The organism is Sphingobacterium suaedae, assembly GCF_042684625.1.
Lineage (GTDB): Bacteria > Bacteroidota > Bacteroidia > Sphingobacteriales > Sphingobacteriaceae > Sphingobacterium > Sphingobacterium suaedae.
The window spans coordinates 1-13,140 of the sequence record NZ_JBHULR010000005.1 but is presented as its reverse complement, the minus strand read 5'-3'; the positions used below and the strand labels follow the sequence as shown (position 1 = coordinate 13,140).

General features: G+C 42.7%; 10 protein-coding genes. 6 read left to right on the top strand and 4 right to left on the bottom strand.

Annotation, left to right across the window (positions count from 1 at the left end):
* The first annotated feature begins 375 nt into the window (after window positions 1-375).
* Window positions 376-1,707, top strand: a complete 1,332-nt coding sequence (argH, locus tag ACFSR5_RS12820; RefSeq protein ID WP_380904389.1) for an argininosuccinate lyase — start codon at window positions 376-378, stop codon at window positions 1,705-1,707.
* Between the two features lie 35 nt (window positions 1,708-1,742).
* Here argH and ACFSR5_RS12815 read toward each other — a convergent pair whose 3' ends face one another.
* A complete protein-coding gene (locus tag ACFSR5_RS12815; protein WP_380904387.1) occupies window positions 1,743-2,807 on the bottom strand; it encodes an aldose epimerase family protein in 1,065 nt (354 codons plus the stop codon).
* A 241-nt stretch (window positions 2,808-3,048) separates the two neighbouring features.
* Here ACFSR5_RS12815 and ACFSR5_RS12810 point away from each other — a divergent pair, with 241 nt between their 5' ends.
* From ACFSR5_RS12810 to ACFSR5_RS12795, 4 genes are read left to right on the top strand one after another with little or no spacing between them, the layout of a single operon-like run.
* Complete coding sequence (locus tag ACFSR5_RS12810; RefSeq protein ID WP_380904385.1) at window positions 3,049-4,395, top strand: deoxyguanosinetriphosphate triphosphohydrolase; 1,347 nt, start codon at window positions 3,049-3,051, stop codon at window positions 4,393-4,395.
* Between the two features lie 53 nt (window positions 4,396-4,448).
* A complete protein-coding gene (locus ACFSR5_RS12805; RefSeq protein ID WP_380904383.1) occupies window positions 4,449-6,572 on the top strand; it encodes a type IA DNA topoisomerase in 2,124 nt (707 codons plus the stop codon).
* Between the two features lie 58 nt (window positions 6,573-6,630).
* Window positions 6,631-7,614: a hypothetical protein gene (locus tag ACFSR5_RS12800; RefSeq protein ID WP_380904381.1), complete on the top strand. Its 984-nt coding sequence runs from the start codon at window positions 6,631-6,633 to the stop codon at window positions 7,612-7,614.
* Between the two features lie 40 nt (window positions 7,615-7,654).
* Entirely contained in the window at window positions 7,655-8,074 is a 420-nt protein-coding gene (locus tag ACFSR5_RS12795) for an energy transducer TonB (RefSeq protein ID WP_380904379.1), read from the top strand.
* Window positions 8,075-8,146: 72 nt separating this feature from the next.
* Here the strand turns inward: ACFSR5_RS12795 and lat are convergent, their stop codons facing one another.
* On the bottom strand, window positions 8,147-9,433 hold the full coding sequence (gene lat, locus ACFSR5_RS12790) for an L-lysine 6-transaminase (protein ID WP_380904377.1): 1,287 nt from the start codon (window positions 9,431-9,433) through the stop codon (window positions 8,147-8,149).
* 64 nt (window positions 9,434-9,497) lie between these two features.
* On the bottom strand, window positions 9,498-11,027 hold the full coding sequence (amaB, locus tag ACFSR5_RS12785; protein ID WP_380904375.1) for an L-piperidine-6-carboxylate dehydrogenase: 1,530 nt from the start codon (window positions 11,025-11,027) through the stop codon (window positions 9,498-9,500).
* Between the two features lie 99 nt (window positions 11,028-11,126).
* Here amaB and ACFSR5_RS12780 point away from each other — a divergent pair, with 99 nt between their 5' ends.
* Window positions 11,127-12,305, top strand: coding sequence for an acyl-CoA dehydrogenase family protein (locus tag ACFSR5_RS12780; protein WP_380904373.1), 1,179 nt, complete (start codon window positions 11,127-11,129; stop codon window positions 12,303-12,305).
* 647 nt (window positions 12,306-12,952) lie between these two features.
* Here the strand turns inward: ACFSR5_RS12780 and ACFSR5_RS12775 are convergent.
* A partial coding sequence (locus ACFSR5_RS12775; protein ID WP_380904371.1) for a hypothetical protein occupies window positions 12,953-13,140 on the bottom strand: 188 nt, incomplete at its 5' end.

Sequence of the window (13,140 nt, the reverse complement as noted above, 5' to 3'; positions counted from 1 at the left end):
AATGGTTAGTCGTATTTTTTTAAGATTTAAGACCTTCGTCTATCAAATTTAGTTTGTTTAGCCTTGGGTGAAATAAAGTGTGAGTATTAACTCACTTGCCTTCATTTCGATTTTTCCATTTCCCCTTTACGCTTACAAACATATGGATATAAATTATTCAAGCAAAGATATTTTTTAAAAAAAAGTAAGTGATCACTTTTTATCATGATAACACACTTACTTGGAGCCCGCCTCTATATTCGGAACAAACATCAGCAGGAAAATACGGTAAATGTGCCGTTAATTGCAGAAGAATCGATAAATTTGTTACGAAGAGAATACTTCGTAGGATGTGGTCCAGATTGCGGGCCCTAAAAGCTGTTTAAAAAAAAGTACATGAAGATTTGGCAAAAAAATATAGATGTAGATGCGTTCGTAGAATCATTCACCGTTGGGAATGACAGAGCAATGGATATGCATTTAGCGGCGGCAGATGTGCTCGGTTCGTTGGCGCATACCCGAATGCTACATCATATCGGCCTTTTGGACGCTCAAGACTTGGCGCTAGTGCAGCGAGAATTAAAATCGATTTATCAAAATATTCAGGCAAATGAATTTGTGATTGAAGACAGCGTAGAAGATGTGCACTCCCAAGTAGAGATGCTGCTCACTCAACGAGTGGGAGAGCCCGGTAAGAAAATCCATGCAGGTCGGTCAAGAAACGATCAGGTTTTAGTGGACCTCAAGCTGTACTTCCGCTCGGAGATCCAGCGGTTGGTCGACGGGATTGATCAATTGTTTTATAAACTTATTGAGCTTAGTGAACAACATAAAGCGGTTTTGTTGCCCGGATATACACACTTGCAGATTGCTATGCCGTCTTCCTTTGGATTATGGTTTGGGGCTTATGCGGAAAGTTTGGTAGACGATTTGGAATTGCTTAAATCAGCATGGAAAATCTGCAACAAAAACCCATTAGGCTCCGCCGCAGGGTATGGAGCCTCTTTCCCTTTAAACCGGAGGATGACGACGTCGCTCCTTGGGTTTGATGATTTAAACTACAATGTTGTGTACGCCCAAATGGGACGGGGCAAGACAGAACGTATCCTTGCTCAAGGAATGAGTGCTGTTGCAGCTACATTGGGCAAGTTCGCCATGGATGTGTGTTTATTCATTAATCAGAATTTCGGTTTTATTTCGTTTCCTGCTCACCTGACGACAGGCTCAAGTATTATGCCGCATAAGAAGAATCCAGATGTCTTCGAGTTGATCCGTTCGCGGTGTAATAAAATACAAGCATTACCAAACGAAATCGCATTGATGACTACTAATCTACCATCGGGATATCACCGTGATTTGCAACTTTTAAAAGAAAATTTATTTCCGGCATTCCAATCCTTGGCAGACTGTTTAGAGATCACAGCGTTCATGTTGGAACATATTTCAGTAAAAGAGAATATCCTAGACGATTCGAAATACGATTATCTATTTAGCGTTGAGGTTGTTAATAATGAAGTGTTAAACGGAGTTCCTTTTCGGGAAGCTTACCGAAACATCGGATTAGCCATAGAGAATGGTACGTTTCAACCCCAAAAGGAGGTGCATCATACCCATGAAGGTAGTATAGGAAATCTATGCAATGATCAAATTGTGCGCATGTTTGAAGAAGTAAAGGCTGCTTTTCATTTTGATAAAGTAGAGAAAGCTCTTCGGGAGCTTATTAAGTAGCTATATCATGAGCGTGTTATAAAAAGGAGATTGTTTTACATCTCCTTTTTTAGGCTAAAGCGATAGATTGTTTCGGATTCAAATACTTCTCCAGCTTCCAAAATGACAGACGGAAAGCGAGGTTGGTTTGGACTGTCTGGATAATGTTGTGTTTCAAAGCAAAATGCGCTACGCGGGGTGTATTTTCCGCCGGATTTGCCTGTGTCATTTCCAGATAAGAAGTTTCCAGTATAAAGTTGTATACCCGGTTCTGTTGTAAAAACCTCTAGCTGTATGCCCGAATGTTGTGAGAAGGCTGTCGCGGCGGCGGTCGAAAAAGGCTGAGTATTCACGTAGGTATGATCATATCCATTTGCTCTTTTTAGCTGTATATTCTCTTTTTCGATATCGGCTGATATCTTCTTTGGGGTTCTGAAGTCAAAGGGTGTGTCTGTCACCGGTGTTTCACCGCCTTTTGGGATCAAGTTTTCATTCACAGGCAGATACTGGTCAGACGGAATATGTAAGATATGATTTAATATATCGCTGTGCCCTTCGCCGTTCAGGTTGAAGTATGCATGATTCGTTAAGTTTAATACCGTCTTTTTGTCGGTTTCCGCTTTGTATCGTATCACGATTTCATTAGCTTCGGTAAGCTCAAAAGACACGTTGACTTTTAAATTTCCCGGAAATCCTTCCTCACCATCAGCAGAAACATAATAGAAGTCTACTTTCTTTTTAAATGACACTTGTCTGTCCCACACCTTGGTGTGAAAACCGGAAGGCCCGCCATGTAGCGAGTTATTTCCATTGTTTTTCTCTAACCTATAGGTATTCCCGTCTAAAGCAAATTCTGCATTAGCGATACGGTTGGCAAATCGGCCAATTGTCGCACCATGATATTGCTCATCGGCTTGTATATATTTGTGGATAGAGTTAAATCCTAATACGACATCGCGGAGATCGCCATATTTATCTGGTACTAAGATACTGACAATGCGGGCTCCGTAATCAGTAAAGGCCACTTGCATACCTGTACGGTTTCTCAATAAGATTAAATGGGTATTTTTACCATCAATATTATATTCAAAGTCTTTTGGGAGAGGTAGTTGGTAAGTCATTTTATTTAAACTAGTTATTTTATAAAAATACGCATTCACGCGGATAAGCGAAAAGAAAGTGACAAAAGTCTTTTTTTTGATGAATATCGGTTCCCGATATGATTTCTTTTCGAATAAAGAAGATAAAGCATATGGCTCTTACCTAATGTCTTACCTTTTTGTATCCTAACTGAACAAAATTCTATTCCTTGCCTCAATTTTAGAAATCTTATATTTGCGATAAAGCACATATACATTGTACATGAACTGGAAACAATTGCTTTCTGCAAAGCGTTGGGGGTATGAATATCGGGAGGTGAGTGATCATCTAGACGCGCGTTCTGAGTTTCAACGAGATTACGATCGCCTTATTTTCTCTTCGCCATTTAGGCGTTTGCAAAATAAAACGCAGGTCTTTCCGTTACCGGGAGCTGTTTTTGTCCATAACAGGTTGACACACAGTTTGGAAGTGGCAAGCGTAGGACGATCATTAGGGCGCCTGTTTTATAATCTGATGAAAAAGGAAAATCCGGATATCGATGAAGATTGTCCGTTCTTACAAGAGGTAGGAAATATTATCTCTTCGGCGTGCTTATCACATGATCTTGGTAACCCCGCTTTTGGCCATTCCGGCGAAGCGGCCATTTCGTCCTATTTTACGGAAGGCGAGGGGCGTAAATATCAAGAACAAGTTACTTCTAAGCAGTGGGCAGATCTTACTAATTTCGAGGGGAACGCGAATGCGCTACGGATTCTCACCCACCCATTCAATGGGAAAGATGAGAAAGGATATGCGTTGACGTATTCAACACTGGCCTCAATCGTTAAATATCCTTGCGCGGCGATCGATGGACATATTAAGGGAAACCATCACCGTAAAAAGTATGGCTTTTTTCAATGTGAATCGGAGGCTTTTGAACGAATAGCGCATGAGTTAGGTCTGCAAAGAGATCCGACAAATCCTAATGGCTACCTTCGTCATCCGTTGGTCTATTTAGTAGAAGCAGCGGATGATATTTGTTACAATATTATAGATCTGGAAGATGCTCATCATTTGAAAATTCTGTCCTATCAACAGGTTGAAGAGCTGTTGTTGCCGTTGTGCGGAGGTGAAGACCTGCGCGCACGTTTAGATAGCCTGCAAGACACCGGGAGCCGGGTTGAGCTTTTGCGCGCGAAAGCCATCAATACGTTGATACACGGTTGTGCAGATGTTTTTGCCAGACATCAAGATCAATTCCTCTCTGGAACATTCCAAAGCGCCCTTATGGACGCTTTAGATGCACCGATCGTCGAACAGATGAAAAAGATCTCCGCGATATCTGTCGCCCAGATTTATAATGCACCAACGGTCGTTCAGATTGAGATTGCAGGTTACAAAGTTATGAATGCATTATTAGAGGAATTTGTTCCGGCATATTTGAAAACAAATAAAACTGTGTTCGATAACAAACTGGTTGCGATGATGCCCGCCCAATTCCATACGCATCAACAAGATACCTATTCAAAGATACGAGCGGTATTGGATTTCGTTTCCGGAATGACGGACGTGTATGCTGTTGAGCTCTATAGAAAAATTAAGGGAATTTCAATTCCTTCGTTGGATTAGCGCAGTCGGTATGGACGCGAGACTGTGTAGTATTTTACCTTTTTTGGTGTTTGATGAAAGTAGTAATAGCGGAAAAGCCTTCGGTGGCAAGAGATTTGGCTCGGGTGATGGGGGCCAAGGACGTAAAAGATGGGTACATTGCAGGCAACGGTTATGCATTTACCTATGCATTCGGTCATTTGGTACAGTTGTGTACGCCGCAAGCCTACGGTTTTACGAACTGGGCAATTTCCAATTTGCCGATTATCCCGCAAGAATTTAAATTAGAAGCAAAGAAAGTCAAAAAAGATGGGAAGCAAATCGATGATGCCGGAGCGATCAAACAGCTAAACACGATAAAACGACTGTTGGACGAGGCTGAGGAGATTATTGTGGCAACGGACGCCGGACGGGAAGGTGAATTAATTTTTCGAAATATATACCGCTTTTTAAATGCACAGGTGCCATTTAAACGTTTGTGGATTTCTTCCCAGACAGATAAAGCCATCAAAGACGGTTTTGCTAACTTAAAAGAAGGGACAGAATACGACAGTTTGTATATGTCTGCCCGTTCGCGTTCCGAATCAGACTGGCTGATCGGAATTAATGCCACACAAGCGTTAACACTAGCAGCGGGGAACAAAGGTTTATTGTCATTGGGGCGAGTCCAGACACCGACATTAGCCATGATATGTTCACGCTACATAGAAAATAAAGACTTTAAACCGCAGGCTTTTTATAAAATTCAGGCTGGATTTGAAAAAGATCAGATCAAATTTAAGGCGACATCTAACAAGATAGATAAAAAGGAGGATGCGGAACAAGCGATCTCAAAAATAGTAGTCGGATCTAACGCGAGAGTTGTCAACATAGAAGCCAAGGAAACCAAAGAACCGCCGCCCCTATTGTTTGATCTGACATCGTTGCAACAAGATGCAAATAAGAAATTTGGATTCTCGGCAGATCAAACGTTGAGTATAGCACAGACCTTATATGAGAAGAAAGTTATTACCTATCCGCGAACAGGCTCCCGTTATATTGGTGAAGACGTTTTTGAGAATATACATGATTTATTTAAACATTTAGCCGATACCGCAGAGGAGAGCATAGCAACCATCAGTAGGAATCTCATCGATGCGAAATTGAACAAGCGGTCAGTAGACGATAAGAAAGTCACCGATCACCATGCGCTGTTGGTTACCGACGAAAAACCTGGTCCCATGCCAAAAGATCAGCAGCAGATTTACAATATGATAGCGAAGCGGATGGTAGAGAGTTTTTCTGAGGTTTGTCTGAAGGATATTACTACTGTCACCATTGAAACACAAGGAGTGGAGCTTATCGCAAAGGGAACCGTAATCAAGCAGTATGGCTGGCGTTTGTCAGCAGATCAGGTTGAATTGCCAGATGAGGATAAAAACACGGATGATCAGGACAATGAAAACGCCCAATTGCCAAAGTTGGTACCCGAAGAGTTGTTGGAGATACTGTCGTTGGATTTGACCGAACGTTTTACAAAGGCTCGACCTATTCACACAGAAGCTTCTTTATTGAAAGCTATGGAAACCTCGGGAAAGGAGATCGAAGATGAAGAGATGCGTCAAGCTATGAAAGATTGTGGATTAGGTACTCCTGCCACGCGGGCCGCGACTATTGAAACGCTGTTTCAACGGGATTACATCAAGCGGGAAAAAAAGAAACTTATTCCCACGGAAAAAGGCTTAGCTGTTTATTATTTGGTAAAAGATCGGTCTATCGCAAAGGTGACGTTGACTGGTAAATGGGAACAGAAATTAGAAGAAATGCGGGCGAATCAAGTATCATACGATGTTTTTATGAGACATATTAAAGATTATACCGCCAAAATCACGAAAGAACTGTTACAATTGCGCATTGCTATACAACATGAAGAAATTAAGCCGCAACAAAAAGGAAAAATAAAGTGTCCGAAATGTGATTCGGGAAATGTACAATTGTATGTGAAGATCGCTCAATGTGACCATTACGCGAGAGGGTGTGATTTCAAGATATGGAGAACGCTCAACGGAGTGTTTTTAGAGGAGAAGGAGATGAAGAATTTGTTGGAGAAAGGTAAAACGTCCGTATTAAAAGGAGTTAAAACCAAGGCAGGGCAAACCGTCGAATCTGCGCTTGTTTTTCAGGATTTTAAAGTGCAAATCGCGGAAGCTACTTCATAGTACAGAATTGACTTAGGTTTAACAGAAGGTCAGTGCAAAAATAATATCTTTGCCGACTATGACAGCAAAACTTTATAATCCATTTCAGGATTTCAAATTTGATAATAAAACATGCTTCTTGTCTGGATCTCCTCTACAATCTCTGGATGAGCAAATGCAGGTCTTCCCGCTTTGGATGATGCGGTCATTTGACCTGGAGGAAAAGCCATTTAAGATGCTGGACGAGAATATGGTGACCTACAAATCCTTAAAATTACCTTGCTCTCCGCGCGTGGCTGATTTATTTGCTGTATTGGAACAGGATATCGAGCGTGCCATGACGAGTGGGTATGAGGCAGTACGGAATCTTTCTGAAATCCAATTATTTCAATGGGTAGCCAAAATTCTATACGGTGTAGTTTTTAACGAAATTCAATCCGGTATTAGGCAGGCGTTCATAAGTGGAGAAGACCTGAATTTTTCACAAGCGCTTGTTCACAAATTCCGCAATCTACACTATATGTTGCAGTCGATAATGCAACCTATGGAGTTTGAACATAAGAATCCTTTTTCTATATGTGTTCTACCGGTTGATAATGCTCCGGATACATTTAGTTACAGGGACGAAATCAATACACTTGTATTCTCTTTTCGGATGCGTGATTTCGCGATTCTCGCTACCTTGCAGGATAATGGTGTTCACGCTATTTACCACGAAGACGTCATGAATGCAATCGTTGGAAGAGTGTTGCATCCCATTCAATTTGAAGAGATTTGCGCCCGATACTTCTACTCCGCCTATCTTTTCAATAGGCTTCCAGAGTATACCTATATGGAAACTCCTGAATGTATCTTTGTCGAGCCGATGCCATTGAACGATTGGACTTTAAAGCCAATTTTTGATCACTGGCAGGTGAAAACCTATGGGCAAGTATTGGAAAACTTTTGGAAACCGTGGGGATACACTCTATTTGAAATCATCAAAGACCCAGAGCTCCCCATGACGTTCATTTTGGATAGACACGGGGAGTTTATAACCGATATTCATTTGGCAAAAGTCTAAATCTTCGGTAAATTTGGAAAAAGGTTGAAGGGAGGCAGTTATGAAATTCGTGTTGTTCGCAGGTTTTTTTTTGTTGGCATTTTCAAGTTTGTCGGCCCAACAGGCGCGGGACACTGCATCTGTTAGCCTGATAGATACCTATCCTCAGTTTAAGGGAGGACTACAAGGATGGAACAGATTTGTTCAACAAGAGATGAATTTACGTAAAGTGGTGAACGCAATGGATAGCGCCGCCTACGTTGATTATGGGTTTAGACAGACTGCTCTTTTAGAATTTACGGTCTGCGAAGACGGTACAGTCTGTGAAATTGATATTGTAAACAAAGATAAAATCAGCCCCGAATTCGCAGAAGAAGCCATCCGCATAATGAAGCGTTCTCCGAAATGGACACCGGCATCGAAAAACGGAAAAGGTATTAAAACACGATTTAAACAATCGATCGTGGCTGTCTTAGACTAAACGGCTCGCAAACTATGTAAAAGTACGCAGAGGGCCACCCCACTGCGTACTTTTTGGCGTGCCAGAAAATTTCTAGAGACAGTGCTGCATAATGTTTATCGCTTTATCGATCTCGGCTCTAGTTGCTGTCAAATGAGGTCGGAATCGAACGCTCCTTTCACCACAACCCAAAATGATCAATTTATTATCCATTGTTTTCTTTAGGAAGGCGTCACGCTGTGTGTCGGTTTCGAAATCAAATGCAGCCATCAGTCCAAGTCCTCTGGCACTAGACAAGGTCGGATGATGATCTGTTAATCCCCTCAATTTATCGAGTAAATAAGTGCCCGTTTTTTCCGCACGCTGTACCAATTCTTCCTGTTCTATAACTTCTAAAATTAACTTAAAACGTAACATGTCAATGAAGTTACCGCCGAATGTCGAATTTATTCGGCTGGACTCTCGAAAAACGTGATGTTCCACCTGATCAAATTTGTCTCGGTTGGCGAGGATCCCACACACTTGTGCCTTTTTTCCAAAAGATATGACATCAGGGACGATTTCGAAATGCTGGTAGGCCCACATTTTTCCCGTCATTCCTAGTCCAGTTTGAACCTCGTCAAAAATGAGAAGGATTTCATGTTGGTCGCAGATTTGTCGTAATTTTTTAAAAAATTCCTTTCGGAAATGGTTATCCCCACCTTCCCCTTGGATGGGTTCAATAATAATACAGGCTACCTCATGTGGTAACCGATCAAGGGTTTCCTCAATTTGGCGAATGGCAATTTCTTCCTCTTGAATCGTTCTACGGATAGATTCTTCGGTTATCGGGAAATAAAGTTTAGGATTCGGAATACGTGGCCAATCGAATTTAGGAAAGTACATGTATTTTCTGGGATCTTTTGTATTCGTCAATGACAACGTATAGCCCGATCGACCGTGAAAAGCCTGTTTAAAATGTATAACCTGTGATGCTTCCTTTTGAATTCCGTGGGATATATTCAATCTTGTTTTCCAGTCGAATGCCGCTTTTAGTGCATTTTCTACCGCTAATGCTCCCCCCGAAATAAAAAAACAGTAGGATAGTTCCTTGGGAATAGCAACACGCGCAAATGTTTCAATGACATCGGCATATTGGAATGGATAGGTGTCGGACATGGCAGGTTTATTCACGGCCATCCGTCCTAAAAAGTCATGTTGCGCTACAATATGCGGATGGTTATAACCAATCGGTGAAGAGGCGAACATCGAAAACATATCCAAATACGTATCTCCGTTTCTGTCTAAGATGTACGATCCGTGAGAACCTTCTAGGTCTAGTTCAATGGGAAGGCCATCTGCCAATATATGTTTGCTTAAGATTTTATGTAGTTCTCTCATTTTTTCGTTCTTTAATACGGTGTAATATCGAGGCGTCGTTTTCTCGTTCCGACGCCTTTAATAGTTAAAAATCAAAAGTGATTCCCTGCGCTAAAGGTAGGCTAGTGCTGTAGTTGATTGTGTTCGTTTGTCTACGCATGTACGCTTTCCAGGAGTCGGATCCAGACTCGCGTCCACCGCCTGTTTCTTTCTCTCCACCAAACGCTCCGCCGATTTCCGCTCCTGACGTTCCAATGTTTACGTTGGCAATGCCACAATCTGAACCATTTTGGCTCAGAAAAACCTCCGCTTCTCTTAAATTTGTCGTCATGATCGCAGAGGATAACCCCTGAGGGACGGCATTTTGAAGAGCAATGGCTTGCGTAATATCTCCTGAATATTTAATGAGGTAAAGAATCGGAGCGAACGTCTCCCTTTGAACGATTTCCCAGTGATTTTCAACTTCGGCGATAACTGGTTCGACATAACAGCCACTTTCATATCCATGTCCCTTCAAGACGCTACCGCTTACTAAAAAACTACCTCCCTGATCCTTAATATTTGCCAATGCCTCTTGATAGGTGCGAACAGCTTGATGATCAATTAGTGGGCCCATATGGTTTTTACTATTCAAAGGATCTCCAATTTTAATCTGTTTATAGGCTTGAGATAAAGCGATTTTAACTTGTTCATAGACGTCTTCATGTACGATCAAACGGCGCGTGCTGGTACAGCGTTGACCAGCAGTACCAACGGCTCCGAATACGGCGCCAATAATGGTCATCTTTAAGTCGGCGTCGGGGGTGACAATAATCGCGTTATTGCCCCCAAGTTCCAGGAGTGATCGTCCCAATCGGTTCGCGACAGTAGTGGCCACTTGTCTTCCCATACGGGTCGATCCGGTGGCGGATACCAACGGAATACGAACATCTTCAGCAAGCCAGCGTCCTACTGTGGCATCGCCCGTGATCAACGAAGAGATGCCTTCTGGAAGTTGGTTCTTTTGAAGCACTTTCGCTAATATCTTTTGACAAGCGATGGCACAACATGGGGTTTTTTCACTCGCTTTCCAAATGATTACATCGCCACATACTAACGCCAGAGCCGCATTCCAAGACCATACGGCAACAGGAAAATTAAAAGCAGATATGATCGCGACAATACCGATAGGATGATATTGCTCATACATGCGATGAAGAGGACGTTCTGAGTGTATGGTTGCACCGTAGAGTTGTCGAGACTGTCCGACCGCAAAGTCACATATATCAATCATTTCTTGGACTTCTCCCATGCCTTCTTGATAAGACTTTCCCATTTCGTAAGAAACCAATTTGCCCAATATGGGCTTGAGTTCTCGAAGTTGTTCACCGAACTGACGAACAATCTCTCCTCGTTTTGGCGCAGGAATCTCAGCCCATTTTTTTTTGGCTTGCTCAGCAGTTTTAAGGACAGTTTCGTAATCTTTCTTGGTGGTGGATACGACCTGAGCAATAGCTCGTCCATCTACTGGCGAGGTTGAGGTAACACGTTCACCCTGCGCAAACCAGTTGTCGCCGGTAGATGTTCCATCCATAATGTCGGTTATGCCGAGTGTCTGAAGTTCTTTATTTGTCATATTAAAGTTTATATTATTCGTTGTATAAATAAAAATAGTGAATAATATTTTATTTTTTTAAGATTTTGTGTGATATTTATTACATTGTGTGCACATAATATGAATATGACAGATACAACTCGAATAACTGATTACTATTTGTTGGACGATCTGCTTTCGGATGAACATAAAATGATCCGTGCCAGTATTCGGCAAGCGATTCGTAAGGATGTACGGCCATTCGTAGAAGACGCCGCGCAAAGGCACCAGCAGATTGATGGTTTGATGCAAACTTTAGGTGAAATAGGAGCGTTGGGTGCGTGTATTCCCGCCGAGTATGGTGGGGGAGGTTTAGATCAGGTGGCTTATGGGGTTATCATGCAAGAGCTCGAAGCTGTGGATTCGGCTGTACGTTCGGCGGCCTCTGTACAATCGTCGCTAGTAATGTATCCGATTTTTATGTACGGGTCGGAGGAACAAAAGAGAAAGTTTCTGCCAGAACTTGCATCTGGAAATTTGGTCGGTGCATTTGGTTTAACGGAGCCAAATCATGGTTCAGATCCAAGAAGTATGGAAACGACATTAAGAAAAGATGGTGTTGGATACCGTCTTAATGGTGCGAAGATGTGGATTACGAACGCGCCAATTTGTGATATGGCAGTCGTTTGGGCAAAGGACGAGGAAAGCCGAGTCAGAGGGGTGTTGGTTCAGAATGGTATGGATGGGTTTACGCGCAAGGAAACGTTGCATAAATGGTCACTGCGTGCGTCGTGTACTGGCGAGCTGATTTTTAATGAAGTGTATATTACGGAGGGCGATTTGTTACTGGGGGTTGACAACATGGCTGGACCGTTGTCCTGCTTAAATTCTGCACGGTATGGGATCTCGTGGGGTGTTATCGGTGCTGCGGTCGACTGCTATCAAACGGCATTAAGATATGCATTAGAGAGGATGCAGTTCGGAAAGCCCATCGCAAGCTATCAGCTGCAACAAAGAAAATTTTCAGAAATGTTGACGGAGATTACGAAAGCGCAGTTGCTTGCCTGGCGACTAGGAGTGTTGAAGGATGAGGGAAGAGCCAGCCCACAACAGATTTCTATGGCCAAGCGAAATAATGTGCAGATGGCTTTAGAAGTTGCTCGAGAATCGAGACAGATTTTAGGAGCGATGGGAATTGTAGGTGATTTTCCGATTATGAGACATTTAATGAATTTAGAGTCTGTTAGCACGTATGAAGGGACGCACGATATACACTTATTAATTACTGGGCAGGATGTAACTGGAATTAGTGCTTTCTAAGGAAGTGCTTGTGGATTATTTTTCGTGGATGCAGCGTAAAACCCATCTATCGTTTACGTGGATGAAATGTAAGCCACACTCCATTACACTTACATTGTGAATATTAACCCAGCGAAAGAATGTATTGATGAATTGTGTCAGGTGAAGCTTCACCTATTCAGGAGACGAAATAGCCATTTAGGCTGTGCGTATGGATTGCGAAGCTCACTCATCGCTTTGCTTGAGCAGGTAGTTCAGACTTATGGACGCTAGAGACGGTATTATAATTAGCAATTCCTTGCCCATCTCTATGGCAGACGAGGATGAGCTGTGATGCGAACAGCCTGTGACAATCATCCAGCGCAAGGATAAAACCAAAGGCAGCCCAAGGGTAGCCCTGGGTAATCACTTTGCCAGCCCCTGTTAAGGGAGGTCGCATAGCGGAAGCGGGCCTTTTTCTTTCCTTTGTGCGCTGCTTTCTAAAAAATATCGGCCAGGCTTACAGGCTGTTGCGGCGTATCGGCCAAAAAAAGGCCCGGGATGCTTGGAAGTAAGGGTGCGGAGTCCCTATCTTTGCACCACTCCGCGAGGGAGGGACAGCACTGAAAAGCGGAAAAAGGGGATTACGGCACGGCCGGATACCGGTTAAAAAAAAAGAAGCGCGGGAATTATTTTAAAATAAATTTTGCGGAACCGGAAAAACCTTTTACCTTTGCAGTCCCAAGCGAGACGAGGGAAACAAAAACGATAGTACGCCGGGCATTAAAGCCCGGAAAAAATAGTCGAAGCGCGATGCGGAGACGATAGGAGTTCTTTAAGAAAATGATCATGTAGCGTAACGAGTAACCGATTGGTG

Coding starts and splice junctions, on each gene's coding strand:
- argH (WP_380904389.1), top strand. CDS start 376: ATGAAGATTTGGCAAAAAAATATAGATGTAGATGCGTTCGTAGAATCA.
- ACFSR5_RS12815 (WP_380904387.1), bottom strand. CDS start 2,807: ATGACTTACCAACTACCTCTCCCAAAAGACTTTGAATATAATATTGAT.
- ACFSR5_RS12810 (WP_380904385.1), top strand. CDS start 3,049: ATGAACTGGAAACAATTGCTTTCTGCAAAGCGTTGGGGGTATGAATAT.
- ACFSR5_RS12805 (WP_380904383.1), top strand. CDS start 4,449: ATGAAAGTAGTAATAGCGGAAAAGCCTTCGGTGGCAAGAGATTTGGCT.
- ACFSR5_RS12800 (WP_380904381.1), top strand. CDS start 6,631: ATGACAGCAAAACTTTATAATCCATTTCAGGATTTCAAATTTGATAAT.
- ACFSR5_RS12795 (WP_380904379.1), top strand. CDS start 7,655: ATGAAATTCGTGTTGTTCGCAGGTTTTTTTTTGTTGGCATTTTCAAGT.
- lat (WP_380904377.1), bottom strand. CDS start 9,433: ATGAGAGAACTACATAAAATCTTAAGCAAACATATATTGGCAGATGGC.
- amaB (WP_380904375.1), bottom strand. CDS start 11,027: ATGACAAATAAAGAACTTCAGACACTCGGCATAACCGACATTATGGAT.
- ACFSR5_RS12780 (WP_380904373.1), top strand. CDS start 11,127: ATGAATATGACAGATACAACTCGAATAACTGATTACTATTTGTTGGAC.